Annotated in this window: 16 protein-coding genes; 6 read left to right on the top strand and 10 right to left on the bottom strand. The window is 43.8% G+C overall.

The genetic code is table 11. The features are described 5' to 3' along the window. The 8 genes from QVO88_RS08625 to QVO88_RS08590 all read right to left on the bottom strand — a co-directional run. Nucleotides 1-793 (bottom strand): hypothetical protein (locus QVO88_RS08625; protein WP_288177930.1); only part of this gene is annotated, 793 nt, incomplete at its 3' end. A gap of 127 nt (nucleotides 794-920) precedes the next feature. After that, nucleotides 921-2,174 carry a transglutaminase domain-containing protein gene (locus tag QVO88_RS08620; RefSeq protein ID WP_022288086.1) on the bottom strand — a complete coding sequence of 418 codons (1,254 nt, stop codon included), beginning with the start codon at nucleotides 2,172-2,174 and terminating at the stop codon, nucleotides 921-923. Between the two features lie 48 nt (nucleotides 2,175-2,222). Beyond that, nucleotides 2,223-3,575: a hemolysin family protein gene (locus tag QVO88_RS08615; protein WP_022288085.1), complete on the bottom strand. Its 1,353-nt coding sequence runs from the start codon at nucleotides 3,573-3,575 to the stop codon at nucleotides 2,223-2,225. A 197-nt stretch (nucleotides 3,576-3,772) separates the two neighbouring features. Next, nucleotides 3,773-4,264 carry a hypothetical protein gene (locus tag QVO88_RS08610; protein WP_022288084.1) on the bottom strand — a complete coding sequence of 164 codons (492 nt, stop codon included), beginning with the start codon at nucleotides 4,262-4,264 and terminating at the stop codon, nucleotides 3,773-3,775. Between the two features lie 16 nt (nucleotides 4,265-4,280). Beyond that, nucleotides 4,281-4,784 (bottom strand): pantetheine-phosphate adenylyltransferase, encoded by a 504-nt coding sequence (gene coaD / locus QVO88_RS08605; RefSeq protein WP_022288083.1) that lies wholly within the window; start codon nucleotides 4,782-4,784, stop codon nucleotides 4,281-4,283. Next, nucleotides 4,784-5,338, bottom strand: a complete 555-nt coding sequence (gene rsmD / locus QVO88_RS08600) for a 16S rRNA (guanine(966)-N(2))-methyltransferase RsmD (protein ID WP_022288082.1) — start codon at nucleotides 5,336-5,338, stop codon at nucleotides 4,784-4,786. The genes coaD and rsmD overlap by 1 nt, the downstream gene beginning before the upstream one ends. Before the next feature lie 176 nt (nucleotides 5,339-5,514). Then, complete coding sequence (locus tag QVO88_RS08595; RefSeq protein WP_022288081.1) at nucleotides 5,515-6,450, bottom strand: NPXTG-anchored protein; 936 nt, start codon at nucleotides 6,448-6,450, stop codon at nucleotides 5,515-5,517. A gap of 195 nt (nucleotides 6,451-6,645) precedes the next feature. Beyond that, the gene (locus QVO88_RS08590) at nucleotides 6,646-7,410 is read right to left on the bottom strand and encodes an SDR family oxidoreductase (protein ID WP_022288080.1); all 765 of its coding nucleotides are present in this window, start codon (nucleotides 7,408-7,410) and stop codon (nucleotides 6,646-6,648) included. Nucleotides 7,411-7,660: 250 nt separating this feature from the next. Here QVO88_RS08590 and QVO88_RS08585 point away from each other — a divergent pair, with 250 nt between their 5' ends. The 6 genes from QVO88_RS08585 (at nucleotide 7,661) to QVO88_RS08560 (ending at nucleotide 13,266) form a co-directional block, all read left to right on the top strand. Next, entirely contained in the window at nucleotides 7,661-8,569 is a 909-nt protein-coding gene (locus tag QVO88_RS08585; protein WP_022288079.1) for a hypothetical protein, read from the top strand. Between the two features lie 213 nt (nucleotides 8,570-8,782). Continuing rightward, nucleotides 8,783-9,646 carry a GDSL-type esterase/lipase family protein gene (locus QVO88_RS08580; RefSeq protein WP_022288078.1) on the top strand — a complete coding sequence of 288 codons (864 nt, stop codon included), beginning with the start codon at nucleotides 8,783-8,785 and terminating at the stop codon, nucleotides 9,644-9,646. Nucleotides 9,647-9,663: 17 nt separating this feature from the next. Beyond that, nucleotides 9,664-10,179, top strand: a complete 516-nt coding sequence (locus QVO88_RS08575) for a DUF4358 domain-containing protein (protein WP_022288077.1) — start codon at nucleotides 9,664-9,666, stop codon at nucleotides 10,177-10,179. A 13-nt stretch (nucleotides 10,180-10,192) separates the two neighbouring features. After that, nucleotides 10,193-11,608, top strand: coding sequence for an MBOAT family protein (locus QVO88_RS08570; protein ID WP_022288076.1), 1,416 nt, complete (start codon nucleotides 10,193-10,195; stop codon nucleotides 11,606-11,608). Nucleotides 11,609-11,623: 15 nt separating this feature from the next. Beyond that, the gene (locus QVO88_RS08565; protein WP_022288075.1) at nucleotides 11,624-12,757 is read left to right on the top strand and encodes a DHHW family protein; all 1,134 of its coding nucleotides are present in this window, start codon (nucleotides 11,624-11,626) and stop codon (nucleotides 12,755-12,757) included. An 80-nt stretch (nucleotides 12,758-12,837) separates the two neighbouring features. Next, nucleotides 12,838-13,266 (top strand): thioesterase family protein, encoded by a 429-nt coding sequence (locus QVO88_RS08560; RefSeq protein ID WP_022288074.1) that lies wholly within the window; start codon nucleotides 12,838-12,840, stop codon nucleotides 13,264-13,266. Nucleotides 13,267-13,340: 74 nt separating this feature from the next. On the opposite strand, the gene QVO88_RS08555 is transcribed toward QVO88_RS08560, so the two are convergent. Then, nucleotides 13,341-13,772, bottom strand: a complete 432-nt coding sequence (locus QVO88_RS08555) for a DUF1284 domain-containing protein (RefSeq protein WP_022288073.1) — start codon at nucleotides 13,770-13,772, stop codon at nucleotides 13,341-13,343. After that, nucleotides 13,753-14,328, bottom strand: a complete 576-nt coding sequence (locus QVO88_RS08550) for a biotin transporter BioY (RefSeq protein WP_022288072.1) — start codon at nucleotides 14,326-14,328, stop codon at nucleotides 13,753-13,755. The genes QVO88_RS08555 and QVO88_RS08550 overlap by 20 nt, the downstream gene beginning before the upstream one ends. Nucleotides 14,329-14,725: the final 397 nt, after the last annotated feature.

Here is a 14,725-nt window from a genome sequence, read left to right as displayed (position 1 = left end):
GCTCTTCCTTTTCCGCAGGTCTTTCAAATATAGTTTCCTCGACCTCTTCTACTTCCTCGATAACTTCCTCCGTTTCAGCCTTCTCTTCACCCTCAGGCTCAGCCTTGTGGTGAGAAGCTATCTCGTCGTCAACGTGCTTGCGATGTTTTGCGATCTGCTCGCCCTCGTTCTCGCCGCCGAACAGGAAATCGTCAAGAGTAACGCTCTCTGCAGGTTCTTCCTCGTCATCGTCCTCTTCCTCATCATCTGAAGAATGAGTAGCGATAGCAATTATAAGCTCGATAACAACGAGCAGGAATATAGGAACAACAGCACACACTATCATGCCGAATGTTGACGACATAAACGTAAGCACCTTGCCTGCTGTCATGTAATATGTAGAAGCTACGCCCACAACGTTCTTTGAGCTTATCTCATAAAGCTTTGCAGGGTCTTTTTCCTGATAAACAGTGTAAACAACGCCGTTGTTATCGTCAGTTGAAGTGATGTCATAAAGCCAGAACACGCTTGTTCCAATATCAGGCACGTTCTCGCACACAACTGCCTCGCCTATCTTGTCTGTGCTAGGGGTCATGTTCGATGTGATAACAAGTGCGCCGTCAGGAACTCTGTCACCCATGCCGTCACCATTCATTATGTACAGGCTGTAGCCTGCAATGCTCGGTGTAACGTTCTTGTTTTTGAAAACACGTCCCACTCCCACAACTATAAGCATTTCCAGAATAATAAAAACAATAAAGAATATCAGCACGTTCTTGCCTGCTGATGACTTCTGCTTAGTAGCACTGCTCATACTAAAAATAACATTCCTTTCCAAGATATATCCAAAATATCATATTTTATCGCACTAATACATTTATTATATCACAAAGCACCGCAAATTTCAACACATTTGAGCATATTTTTTGCTTTTGAGAAAATTATTCATTTTTGTAAAGTATTATCGTGACAGTACACAGTTCGTCATTTTTTATGACCGCATATTTCGAGGTAGACCAATCTCCCCCAGCCTGACTGTATGCACGCCTCAGCACGTCAAAGATAACACCGCTATTCTCATCAAAGAGAGTATCCACAGCCTTGTCATACATTTCACTGTCAGCACATTTTAGCCTTGCATATCCACTGTCAGCCATTGCTTCCGCCACAGAACGGCACATCATCTGAACGACATCATCACCGCTTTGAGCATATAGACCGTTTCTTCTGTAATAATTTGCCCCCGAGGAAAATGCCTCAGGATAGTTCAAAAACTTGTTATCGTCCGCTGTATGGTCTTTTGCACACTCGGCGTCAGTGATGCCAAAATAGTCATAGCGGATATAGTCCTCCCCTGCATCTGTCACAGGATCGTCCCAAGTGAGGTCAACGTTCGTCCATTCACCGTCTATCATGACCTTATTCCACAAATGTGGCTGAACAGCTCCGCCGTCATAGGCTTTGCCTGCCACAGGTATGCACTTTATACCTGCCTTGGTACAAAGTATCTGCATTGCCTTTGCATACCCCTCGCACACAGCCTTACCCTCTACAAGACAGCCATATGCAGAATAGCAATTTTTTGCTGTATCGTCATAGTTGCACTCAAGAATTATGCTGTCATGGAAATACAGCACCTTGTCATAATCCGACCAGCCCTGCTCAATGCCTGCAAGTATCTCCCCGACCTTTTTATCCAGCTTTTCTTTCTCTGCCTGCGCTTCCTCAGCGGTCTTGTCATATGTGACCTCCACAGATGTCACATATCCATCTCCGTCAATGCAGATAGTATACTGTGAACCCATATAGTCGATATAAGGACACGCCGAAGTAAGCATGGAGATAAACGCACCGATATCGTCCTTGCTTATAACTCCCTCAGCCAGCTCCACAGAGCTTTCAAATTCGCTCAGCCCTTTGTAAAGCTGTGAAAACACACGTTTTTCGTCAGTACAAAGAAAATCGGCGATATACTCTGCCGTGTCAGGTATCTCAAGTGCCGTAAAGCTCTCATTTCTGCTGTCAAGCCCTGTTTCAGTATGTCTTTCCGAACTGGCTTCAACATACGCATGAGTGTTCACAAAAGTATTTTTTGAACGGTTTTTATTTTTCTCTCCCGTTCCGCCTAAACTGCACCCCGATGTGCAGATAAGCACTGCCGCTGTGAGTGCGGCGACCATTTTCTTTTTTTTCAATTTTTGTCCTCGATTTTTACACAAAATTCTGTCTGTATCTTTCAGCCCTTAGTCCGTGATCTCTTCATTATCTCTTTTTATCACAGCCCTGAGCCGTTCTATTTTCTTTTCATGTATCGACAGCACCTTAAACTCAACGTTTTCCCAATGCACTGTCACCTTTTCGTTATCCTCAGGCACATGGCCCAGCAGGTCCATAACGAATCCGCCTATAGTGTCATAATCCACCTCGCCGTGATACTCCTTGCCAAGAGCCTCCATAACGTCGTCAAACGCTGCTGTGCCTACCATATCATAGCAATCAGAAGATACTTTCTGTATCTCCTCCGTTTCATCATCATATTCGTCCTGAATACTACCCACGATAGTTTCAAGCAGATCCTCCATAGTAATGATACCGGCTGTTCCGCCGTAATCATCCACCACAACTGCTATCTGTGTCTTATCTTCAGTGAACTCTTTGAAAAGCTCACCACACTTGTTGCTTTCAGGCACAAAGGTTATATCTCTCATGAACTCCTTTACAGGACGTTCTTTCTTATCCTCTTCAAAAACCAGCCTGAGCAAGTCCTTTGCGAATATAACACCGCTTATGTTGTCGGCATTGTCGCAGTAAACAGGTATTCTCGAAAAGCCCTCGCCTATAACAAGCTTCACAGCCTCCGAAAGCGTGGAATTTTCTTCTATGGCAACCATTTCTGTGCGGTGTGTCATAACTTCACGAACTTCGATATCGTCAAAATCAAAAATGTTGCTTATCATTTCCGCCTGACTTTCTTCGATACCGCCAGTTTCGTTTACAGCGTCCACCATCATGAGTATCTCTTGCTCAGTGACAGAGTCTGCCTTGTTTGTGGACTTAACGCCGAACAGCCTTAAAATTCCTGCCGAAACCGCTCCGCTCACAGCAGCCAATGGGCTGAATACCGCAAGAAACACTTTGTATACGCCGCAGTTGTTTAAAATGAACTTCTCGCCCACCTTGCCTGAAATGCAAAGCTTTTTCGGTATGCCTATGCCAAAAGTGCATATAACAAGGGCAAGCAGACAGCTTATTATAACAAATGAACATATGCCGCTAACATAATACGGTGCCTGATAGTTAAAAAGCGTATAAAGCCCGTCAGAAATCGGCTCGTAGAAGAATATGACTCCCACCACCGAAACTACGATTATCATAATAGAACGTGCAATGAGGTTTGTTGCAACTACCCTGCCCGTTCTTTTCAGCAAAGCCACAAGCCTTATTGCCTTCGGGTCTTTGTCCTCCTCAGCCATTTTCTTTAGCTTTGCGTCATTGAACTCCACAGCCGCATTTTCGCACAAGGTAAGAAAAGCCATAAGCAATATTACCGCCGCACAAACACCTATTCCCGTCCACAGTCGCCCGACATCGTCCATAAAAAAAATACCGTCCCTTTCACATAGGCGAAAAAGCTCGCCTTTTTATCATATACTATTTATTATAGGCAACATATGCTCCTTTGTCAATAGATATTGTCACAATTTTTCACATTCTGCCTGAATTTCATATGGACAATTTTAGTTATGAAAAAAGCAGACGAGCCGCAAAGCCCATCTGCTTACATCAAACAATATTATTTCTCTGCCGCACCTATCTTGGAAACTGCGTCCCTAGTAGTGTTTACGTCCTTAAGGCTCTTTGTAAGCACCTCAGCCGCCTCAGAAAGCGACTTGTTAAGATTTTCAGAAAGTGCCTCACGGATAGCCTTGTCCTTAGCCTTAGCCTGCTCAACGATATCAGCCGCCTGCTTGTTAGCCTCTGCAGCTATCTGCTTTGCATAGTCAGCCGCCTGCTTGATGATCTCCTCCTGAGCCACAAGCTTCTTAGCCTCGTCCTTAGCCTTCTTTACGATCTCCTCGGCTTCCTTGTTGGCCTCAGTAAGGATATTTTTCTTATCTCTTGTCATATCCTTTGCACGCTTTATCTCACCCGGAAGGTTAAGTCTTATGCTGTCGATGTATTCACGCATCTGCTCAACATCGATCATTTTTTTCTGTGAAAACGGTACGCTTGAAGACTTGTCAAGCAGTTCGTCCATAAGTTCAAGTATTTCCTCTACCGTCATTTTAAACACCCTTTCATTACTGATCTATATTATTGGCAGGCTTATAGAGCCTGTCAGTGATCTTGCTCTGTATCTGTTTCGGCACAAAGCCTGTGATATCTCCGCCGAAGCTTGCGATCTCCTTTACAACGCTTGACGAAAGGAACATATTCTCTCCCGTAGTGGTGAGAAACACCGTTTCAGCGTCATTGTAAAGCTTTTTATTTGCAAGAGCCATCTGGAACTCATACTCAAAGTCAGACACAGCCCTAAGTCCCTTTACGATAGCATTAGCTCCTGTTTTTTGCAGATAATCCGCCAGCAGACCGTTATAACAATCCACCACCACATTATCAAGGTGCTTTGTGACCTCGATTATCATTTCCATTCTTTCTGTAGGTGTGAAAGCAGCCCTTGATTTATTAGCATTAAAGGACACCAGCACTATCACCTTATCAAAAAGCTTTGAAGCTCTGTCGATTATATCCAGATGACCCAGCGTAACAGGGTCAAAGCTTCCCGGGCAAACAGCGATACGCATCAATAGTCCACTTCTTTCATTGGTATCTTATAGACCGTCAAAGCGGTCTTACCGTATTTATATCTCTTATGAAGCTTAAGTCTGCCGTAGCTTTCTCCAAGCTCAAGCTCCTTTTCATGCTCGCACACAATGATAGCACCATCATTGAGCTTGTTCTCCACAAGCTCCAAAGCCTTTTCAACTATACCCTTTCTGTAAGGCGGGTCGATAAAAACTATATCAAGCCCGGCTTTGGCAACTTTAAGATATTCCAGACTATCCATGCAAAGCACACGGGATTCCTTATTGAAACCGCATGAATCCACATTATCCTTGACGATAGCCACAGCCTCAGGATTGCTGTCCACGAAAACGCAGTGACTAGCCCCACGGCTGAGAGCGTCTATACCCATTTGACCGCTGCCTGCAAAAAGGTCAAGCACCGAACTTGCTGGTACATCAAACTGAATAATGGAAAAAACAGCCTCTTTTACCATATCTGTGGTTGGTCTTGTATCCAACGACTCCAAAGTTTTAAGCTTTTTTCCTCTGCATGAACCTGTAATAACTCTCATAAAAAATAACTCCAAAATAAAAGTATACAATCATTATACTATATTAATTACCATTTGTCTAGACTATTCGCCGATATTTTTTTATTTTTTATACCACACACAAAAAGGGACTTCACAGTGGAAGTCCCTTTAGTTATTTTAATTACGTACTCTAAGAAACAAGTCCTCAGTTAAGATTACTTTCTCTTAGAAACTACGATAGCTGCACCTGCGAGAGCGATACCTGCAAGAGCGATACCTGCTGTTGCGCCTGTAGCTGCTGTTTTGTCAGAAGCTGCGCTTGAAGATGTAGCATTTGTTGTGCCTGTTGTACCAGTCTTTGAAGAAGTTGTTGCGGCTGTGCTGTTAGCCTTTGAATCAGTCTTGCTGTCAGACTTAGAATCTGTCTTGGAATCATCCTTTTTGCTGTTTGAATCTGTGCCAGAAGTAGCAGGAGCAACAGGAACAGCGTTAGCAGCCCATATCCAGCCCTCGTTTGTTGAGCCGTCATCGAACTTCTGAGCCTCAGCGTTTACAGTACCTGACTGAGCGATAGAAATTGTGTAAGAGCCGTCGCCGTTGATAGCAGTATCCTGGCAGTCAACGTTTGTGTCGAATCCACCTGCGCCACCTGCGATACCTACGCACTTGTTAGGGAAGTAAGCTGGCTGTGCAACCTTATCCTTTTCTTTGTCATCTGGATTTCTGAAATCCCAAGTGCCGTCAGCTTGGAAAGATACACCAGCATTACCTGTTGTGTCACCAAGACCTTCAATTGTGAAGTCAATAGTGATGTACTCACCAGCGCCTGCTACAGTGTAGTCAGTGATCTCTGATGTGAACTTGCTGTTCCACTTGTTGATGATCTGGAAGCAGAGCTTGTCTGAATCAGACTTGCCAGGAGCAGCACTTACGTTAAACTCCTGTGAACCGATCTTTACCTTAAGATCCTTACAAGTAACGACCTGACCATTTACAAGAGCCTCATCGTTATCGTTGTACTCACATGGGATATCTGTAGCGATGAACAGATAGTTGTAAGCTGTTGAATCAGCTGCGAAAGCTGTTACTGCCATAGCTGTTGTAGCTATAGCTGCTGCAGCCATGCCTGCGAAAATCTTTGTAAGTTTCATTTCTAAAACTTCCTTTCTTAAATAACTTTACTTACATTGTACTTTATTTTCCGAAAAAATTCAATCGGCCGATTTACCAAATATGATAACGTTTTCTTATGCAATCACAACAATTTGTACTATTGATTTTTAGAAGTATAGCCCAATTTTCGCACTTTACAAAACTTTTTTATCTTATGTAAAAATACTAAACCGTCATTTATCAAGCTTTTTCTTCTGCACCTTTCCAGTCATTTTCAGCACGATACCTCTAGGAGCAAATTTAGCCCCTGCATAAAGTGCCTTTATAGACTTCTCAGGGATAATGATGAGCTTTCTGCCGAACATTCCCTCAAGAGCCTTTTTTGCACAAAACTGTGGTGTTATGGAGCTTACGCCGAACTTGCAGTTTGCAACGTCATTGAACTCCGTATCCACAGGACCCGGGCATACCGCACAAACGTGTACCCTGCTGTTTCTCGCCCTCAACTCCTCATATATTGCGCTGGTAAGGCTCACAACATAAGCCTTTGAAGCATAGTATGTTGCCATCATCGGGCCGCCGTACATAAGCCCTGCCGAGGAAGCTATATTCATTATATAACCCCTGTCAGCGGCAACAAAGTCTTTCAAAAACAGCTTTGTGAGCATATGCACCGCTGTAACGTTGGTGTCTATCATTTTAAGCTCAGTGTCCAGAGGAAGCTTGTCAAAGCTGCCCACTGCACCAAAGCCTGCGCAGTTCACAAGCACTGATATCTTCTCGTTCTTTGTTTCCTCATAAAGCCGCAGACATTCTTCCCTGTCGGAAACGTCGCAAACTATCACCCTTGTATTGTCACCAAGCTCCTCCGCAAGCTCTCTGAGCCTTTCCTCACGTCTTGCGCTGAGTATCACACGAAAACCCCTTGCAGATAGATCTCTCGCTATCTCTCTGCCAATTCCCGAGCTTGCGCCTGTTACCAAAGCCGTCTTAGCCATTTATATCATCCTCCACCCTTTTCAGGGATATTATTTGATTTTTGTCATATCAGTATATCACATTAGTATCACCCTGTCAAGTGTAAGAAAGATGTAAAATACGCAGAAAAGCATCGCAAAAAACTGAATAAAAATGTCAAAATCTCTTGACATTTACTTTAAAGTATGGCATAATGTTAATATAATTTTAAGAAATAGAATAAAATTAAACTGAGAAATCAAAGAACAAAGAACAAGGAGATAAAAAATTATGAGTTGTACCCTTTGCATACTTGCCGCAGGTCTTGGAAGTCGCTTCAAAGGCGGCATAAAACAGCTTGAACCTTTCGGACCAAACGGCGAGATAATAATGGATTATTCTATCTATGACGCCGTTGAGGCAGGCTTTGACAAGGTCGTATTCATTATAAGAAAGGATATCCGTGATGCCTTTGATAAAATGATAGGCGACCGTATCTCAAAATACGTCAAGATAGATTACGTTTATCAGGAGCTTGACTGTCTTCCGGAGGGCTATTCCGTACCTGAGGGACGTGTTAAGCCGTGGGGTCACGGTCACGCAGTCTGCTGTTGCAAGGGCGTTATAAATGAGCCTTTCGCAGTAATAAACGCTGATGATTTTTACGGCAAGGAAGCTTTTGTGAAGCTCCACGATTTTCTCTGCAATGAAAACTCAGATCGCAAAAAGCTTCATCTCGGCATGGCAGGCTTCATACTGAAAAACACTCTAAGCGACTTCGGAGCAGTGAACAGAGGCGTCTGTGAAGTGAAAGACTCTATGCTCACAGACGTTGTTGAAACCTACAATATCCGCCGTGAGAATGACGGCAAGGTCTATTCAGGCAAGGAAGAAACAGCCGAGCTTGACGAGAACTGCTATGTGTCAATGAATATGTGGGCTTGCCCTGACGGCTTTATAGATAAGCTCAATGGTATGTTCACAGACTTTATGAAAGAAAATAAAGACAGCCTGACAGCGGAGTTTCTCCTTCCTGCGGGTATAGACACAATGATAAAAACAGGAGTTGCAGACTGCAAGCTTCTGGAAACTCACGATAAGTGGTTCGGCGTTACATATAAAGAGGATAAGCCAACCGTTAAAGCCGATATCGCAAAGCTTATAGAGGCTGGCGTTTATCCTGAAAAGCTTTGGAAATAAAACTTTTTCAAACAAATAAAACAGAATAATTTGTCAACAATAAGTCGGGCAGAACAAATTCTCCCGACTTTTTTGCGTCTGTTTGTAAAAAGTGAAGAAAATCCTTAATTCGACTAAAAAGCACTTGAAAAAGGCTGTAAAATGTGTTATGATAATCTTTGAAACGGATCTGCATTTTTGCAGGTCAGGAGAGATAATATAAGAGGTAGTATAATGGAGAGCCAACACGGTAGCAATTTGAAAAATATAAGAAAAAAAAGAGCCACAGCACAGCAAAGCATAGTGTCATTGAGTTGTCTTGTGTGCATAGCATTTGCGGCAATATGGGGCTTCCATGCAGGAAGCGGCAACAGCAGGGCTGTGGAAGCAAAGAAGATGTCAGCTTCAAGCTCTGTGGCAGAGAACGAAAGCTCCGAGAGCAATGCAGACAACTCTTCTCAGGCAGAAAGCATGGTCGATGAGAGTAGCATAGATGAAAGCCTTACTGACAGCTCAGTTACCCATGATGACGCCGACGACCTTTCCGACGCAGTTTTCATAGGCGACTCACGAACAGTTGGTCTGCAAAACAACTGCGATAAACCAAAAGCAACGTTCCTTTGCTCTGTGGGAATGCACATCGACACCGTTATGACAGACCAGAACATCACCCTTTCAAACGGCAATGCAGGAACTGTTATCGACGCTCTTGGAGAAAGACAATATGGCAGAGTGTATATAAACCTCGGCACTAACGAGCTTGGCTGGCCTTATATCGACACCTTCAAGGATTATTATACACAGCTTATCACAAAAATTCAGGAGATACAGCCTGACGCTGTTATCTATGCTGAATCTATCCTCCCTGTAACAGCTTCAAGAAGCTTGCAGGGCGACGCCATAAATAACACAAATGTAGCCACATTCAATCAGGCTATCTCAGAGGTGGCACAGCAGACAGGTATAAATTATCTTGACTGTACCTCCGCTGTAGCAGGCGCAGACGGCACTCTTCCGGAGGAAGCCTCCTCAGACGGAATACACCTTATGAGTGAATACTGCGACAAGTGGCTCAACTATATAATCGACAACACATAAGAAAGGAAAGAAAAATTATGAAAACAAAGAAGATACTCTGCACTCTTATGGCAGTTATGTGCATAAGCACAGCAGCACTTACAGGCTGCGGTTCAGACTCTGACAGCAGCACAGCAAACTCCGCAAATTCAGCGGCAGCCGCTCAGACAAACGAAAGCGTTGACGTAACAGCCGTTGCGGACAAGCTCAAGGACGGCATAGAGTTCAAGGACGAGCTTGCAGAGCTTGACGAAGCAAAGATAGAAAAGATAATCGGCATATCAGCAGACAGCTATACAAAGGCTAAGGTCTATGTAAGCTCATCAGGAGGAACAGCCGAGGAGATAGACTGCTTTGAAGCCAAGGACGCAGACAGTGCAAAGGCTATCGCAGATACACTTACAGCAAGAGTCGAAAGCCAGAAAAAGGTTTTTGAAAACTATGTCCCTGAGGAAATGACAAAGCTTAATGACCCTGTTCTTGTAACCAACGGCAATTATGTTTACCTCTGTCTTTCAAACGATAACGATAAAGCAAAAGAGATAATAGGCTAGGAGTAATAAATATATGCTTTTTTCAAGTACAACATTTCTGTTCGCTTTCCTGCCTATTGTACTGATAACGTATTATATCGTCCCACGCATAACACGCAATCTGGTGCTGTTTATCTTCAGCCTTGTGTTTTACGCATGGGGCGAACCTGTTTATATCGTCCTCATGATAGCTTCCACTATCGTTGCGTATATAACAGGACTATTGGCAGACAAACAGCGTAAAAACGCAAAAAAATACACTCCGCTCATCGCAATGATAGGAGCGGTGGTGTGGAACATCGGGCTTCTTCTGTTTTTTAAATATACCGACTTTTTCATCGGTGCGGCAAACAGCATTTTCGGCACGCAGATAAAGGCCTTGGGTCTTGCCCTCCCTATCGGTATCTCATTCTACAGCTTCCAGACCCTTTCCTACGTTATCGACGTTTATAAGGGCGAAGTAAGAAGTCAGAAGAACTTCCTTGACCTTGCCACCTATGTTGCCCTTTTTCCACAGCTTATCGCAGGTCCTATCGTAAGATACATCGACGTTGCGGAACAGCTCAAAAAGCGTAACGAGAGCATAGAGCATTTTGCACAGGGCGTGTGGAGATTTTCCATAGGTCTTGGCAAAAAAGTCATTCTCGCAAATACTATCGGCGAGCTTTTCGACACTATCTCAAACTCAGCGCAATCCGAACTGAGCGTTGCCGCAAGCTGGCTTGGCATAATAGCCTATACCTTCCAAATATACTTTGACTTCTCAGGCTATTCCGATATGGCAATAGGTCTTGGCAAAATGTTCGGCTTCGACTTTCTCGAGAACTTCAACTACCCTTACATCTCCACCTCTATCACAGACTTCTGGAGACGCTGGCATATGTCACTTTCAAGCTGGTTCAGAGATTATGTCTATATCCCACTTGGCGGTAACCGCAAGGGCAAAGCAAGACAGTGCCTTAACATCATGATAGTATGGTTTCTCACAGGCTTCTGGCACGGTGCAAACTGGAACTTTATGCTATGGGGTGTGTACTTCGGTGTGATACTCCTATGTGAAAAGCTTTTCTTGGGCAAAGCCCTGAAAAAGATACCTGCATTTTTCCAGCACCTCTATGCACTTCTTTTTATAGTCATAGGCTGGGGAATATTCTCCTATGAAGATTTCGGCAAGCTCACACAGAACTTCAAAAATATGTTCGGTGCTGGGGGACTTCCTCTCATAAATCACCAAACAGTGTTCTGGCTCACACAGTATGCAGTAACAATAGTGATACTTGTGATAGCTTCAACACAGCTTCCAAAAAAGCTTTGCCTTAAGCTTCAGATCAAGTGTCCTGAGATATGCGGCTGTATACTCCAGCCGCTGTGCGCATTAACACTTTTGGCAGTTTCCACCGCCTACCTTGCAGGTAATTCATTCAATCCGTTCCTGTATTTCAGATTTTAAAGGAGGACGGCAGATATGAAAAAACAACTTAAAAACTATATTATGATAGTGTGCTTTCTGCTGTTCATATTTGGCTTTTCAGTGGCAAGCTTTATTTCCGAGGACCGTGAATTCTCAGAAAATGAGAACCGCTATCTCCAGCAAGCCCCTGAATTTTCATGGAAAAGACTTGAAAAAGGCGAGTTCACTTCCGATATCGAAAGCTATATGTCCGATCAGATATTTATGAAAGACCAGCTTGTGAGTCTTAAAACAGTCACCGACCGCACGCTTCTGAAAAACTATCAGAACGGTGTATATTTCGGCAAGGATGGCTATTATCTCCAAGACTATCAGGAAAACAGACCTCTTATCGAGAAAAATATAAGCTGTCTTAACGATTTTGCTGACAACCTTGATAAATCCGTCGACGTAAGCTTTCTTCTTGTGCCGAATGCAGTTTCCGTTATGTCAGACAAGCTCCCTGCGGTCACACAGACCGACGATCAGCTTGAAAGCAAAAAGTATATAAGCTCTATCCTCAGCGACAGGATAAACCTCTGCTTCCCATATGACCAGCTCAAAGACGCCGCAAAGTCCACGCAGGTTTTCTATAAGACCGACCACCATTGGACCGCCGAGGGCGCAAAAGTGGGATTTGACGCACTTATGACAGCCATGAATGAAGATATCCCACAGGCATCCTACAATATAGAAACTGTAAAGGACTTTCATGGCACACTTTATTCAAAAGCCCCAACAGACTTCTCCGCTGCTGACGAAATGCACTTCTACTCAAACCCTGACAACAGCGTAAAGGTAAATTATGTTCAAGAAAACAAACAAACAGACACCCTTTTTGACGATTCATTCAAGACCAAAAAGGATAAATACTCCACATTCATGGGCGGAAACTTTGCCCTCACGGAAATAGAGACAAACGGTGAAAACGACGAACACGTCCTTATTATAAAAGACAGCTATGCAAACACCGTCATGCCGTTCTTTGCCGACAAGTATAAGCACATCACAATGATAGATATGCGTTATTACCACATCATGGATAAGACCGTCAGTGAGTATGTAAAAGATAACGGCATAACAAAGGTCATTTTCCTTTATAATATGGACTTTGTGAACACCGATAACAACTTCATATGGCTTGAATAATTCAGCAACAATTAGGGGCGGCCATTGGTCGCCCGCTATTTTTATCACACCCATACAACACACAGAAAGAAGGACTTACAATGACACTTACCCCCTACAAAAGAAAAGCCTTTTATTATGAAACAGACCGCATGGATATAATCCACCATTCAAATTACGTCCGCTGGCTTGAGGAAGCCCGTGTTGACCTTATGGAACAGCTTGGCTGCCCTTTCCACGAAATAGAGGCAAGAGGGATAGTTTCCCCAGTGCTCTCCGTGGAAACACACTATAAATATCCCGTCCGTTTCGGAGACGAGTTTGAAGTGCGCTGTAAGCTGTCAAAGTTCAACGGCTGTGCCTACGAGCTTGACTACGAGATCTTTGACCTTACCACTCAGAAAACAGCCTGCCTTGCCCACACCTCCCACTGCTTCACCAACCCCGACCTTAAGCCTGTAAGACTAAAAAAACATTATCCCGATATCTACGAGAAATTCCTATCCGCATATCAGGCAAGTGAAGAATAAGCAAAAAAATGTACAGCTCCCGAGTTTCTTCTCAGGAGCTGTACTTTTGTGTAAAAAATGACAGACGTGACCTGTCACGAAGAAAGCAATCCGTCAACGCCCTCACGCCACTTTTCAAAGCTGCACAAACCAAGCTTTGCCCAGCGACATTCCGAGCATAGTATATCAAATACCTTTTTATCCATTTTGCTTCTCAGCCTTGTCAGCGCACTGCGATAATTCTCTACTGAGTGACATTCTATCTCAGAAAGTCTGCAAACCTCACTGTCTTTCTGTGCCACCGTTCCACCACAGCCGTCAAGCAAACAACCGTCCTCCGTCCTGTTTGGGCAGTGCTGACATATCATATCTCCGCTGCACACAAACCGCACCGCAGTGTCCTCGCTCTCCAATCTGTCTTTCACAGACTGCATATTCACCGAAAAACCGTCACTGTAGCCTTTCCCCTGAAAAAGCGGCAGGCACAGCAGATGATGAAATCTAAGCTCAGGCTCTCTTGTAAGCATAGCAACCTGTCTTTGCAAGTCTGCTTACAAGCTCGATGCTGATAAGGTAAGCAGCAACAACAGAGATAACGTCCTTTACAAGATAAGGAACAGAAACAAGAAGGATAGACTTGCCAATAGAGATATTAGCAACGATAGCGTACTGGATAGCACCGAGCAGGTGGTCGCAAGCAAGACCTGCGATACCAAGCACGATAGCGATGACCTTACCGCTTATCTTGTCAGAGCAGAACTTTGCGCCAAGACCGCAAAGAAGAGCCATAACGATAAATCCGTAAATGAATCCACCTGTATACCCTACGATAACGGAGAAACCGCCTGACCAGCCTGCAAACACTGGCACACCGATAGCGCCCAGCAGACCGTATACCAGTGCAGAGACCGCACCGCCCTTCCAGCCAAGGAAATATCCTGCGAGAGCCACAGCAAAAGTCTGGAGCGTAACAGGAACGTGAGTAGGAAGCGGAATAGTTATCTGCGAAAGCACAGCGATTATAGCCGTCATAACTCCGATACCGACTATTTGTTTTGTTTTGTTTTTAGCATTGTTATTCATTGTAAACCTATCCTTTACTTTTTATTTGACAATTAATATTGTATCACATACCAAGTCCATTGTCAACCAAAAATATTTATTTCGGTATACAATTATAAGGCATCGGTAAACGATAGTTTTATACAAATTTAATAACAAACAGCGAAAACACGGCATTGCCCTTCCGAATGGGCTGTCGCATTTCGGTGAAACAGAAATTGAGCCAAGCCCCTACAGTTTATTCGGGCAACTTCATACCACCGCAAAATCGCTACGCTCTTTGCGGATTTACATTTTGCTAAGGGATAGGGAAAACGGTGCAGATTTTGTACTCCGATACTACATCTATATAAAGCACAACTTCTGCGTGCTTTTTCTCATTAAATCTGCACCTAGTCGGCTGTCGCCGATTGAGGCT

The sequence above is a fragment of the Ruminococcus sp. CAG:57 genome (genome assembly GCF_000435935.1).
GTDB classification, from domain to species: domain Bacteria; phylum Bacillota; class Clostridia; order Oscillospirales; family Ruminococcaceae; genus Hominimerdicola; species Hominimerdicola aceti.
Note: the sequence above shows the minus strand (reverse complement) of the source record. Positions and strands in the feature narration are given on the sequence as shown.

Coding starts and splice junctions, on each gene's coding strand:
- QVO88_RS08615 (WP_022288085.1), bottom strand. CDS start 3,575: ATGGACGATGTCGGGCGACTGTGGACGGGAATAGGTGTTTGTGCGGCG.
- QVO88_RS08610 (WP_022288084.1), bottom strand. CDS start 4,264: ATGACGGTAGAGGAAATACTTGAACTTATGGACGAACTGCTTGACAAG.
- coaD (WP_022288083.1), bottom strand. CDS start 4,784: ATGCGTATCGCTGTTTGCCCGGGAAGCTTTGACCCTGTTACGCTGGGT.
- rsmD (WP_022288082.1), bottom strand. CDS start 5,338: ATGAGAGTTATTACAGGTTCATGCAGAGGAAAAAAGCTTAAAACTTTG.
- QVO88_RS08595 (WP_022288081.1), bottom strand. CDS start 6,450: ATGAAACTTACAAAGATTTTCGCAGGCATGGCTGCAGCAGCTATAGCT.
- QVO88_RS08590 (WP_022288080.1), bottom strand. CDS start 7,410: ATGGCTAAGACGGCTTTGGTAACAGGCGCAAGCTCGGGAATTGGCAGA.
- QVO88_RS08585 (WP_022288079.1), top strand. CDS start 7,661: ATGAGTTGTACCCTTTGCATACTTGCCGCAGGTCTTGGAAGTCGCTTC.
- QVO88_RS08580 (WP_022288078.1), top strand. CDS start 8,783: ATGGAGAGCCAACACGGTAGCAATTTGAAAAATATAAGAAAAAAAAGA.
- QVO88_RS08575 (WP_022288077.1), top strand. CDS start 9,664: ATGAAAACAAAGAAGATACTCTGCACTCTTATGGCAGTTATGTGCATA.
- QVO88_RS08570 (WP_022288076.1), top strand. CDS start 10,193: ATGCTTTTTTCAAGTACAACATTTCTGTTCGCTTTCCTGCCTATTGTA.
- QVO88_RS08565 (WP_022288075.1), top strand. CDS start 11,624: ATGAAAAAACAACTTAAAAACTATATTATGATAGTGTGCTTTCTGCTG.
- QVO88_RS08560 (WP_022288074.1), top strand. CDS start 12,838: ATGACACTTACCCCCTACAAAAGAAAAGCCTTTTATTATGAAACAGAC.
- QVO88_RS08555 (WP_022288073.1), bottom strand. CDS start 13,772: ATGCTTACAAGAGAGCCTGAGCTTAGATTTCATCATCTGCTGTGCCTG.
- QVO88_RS08550 (WP_022288072.1), bottom strand. CDS start 14,328: ATGAATAACAATGCTAAAAACAAAACAAAACAAATAGTCGGTATCGGA.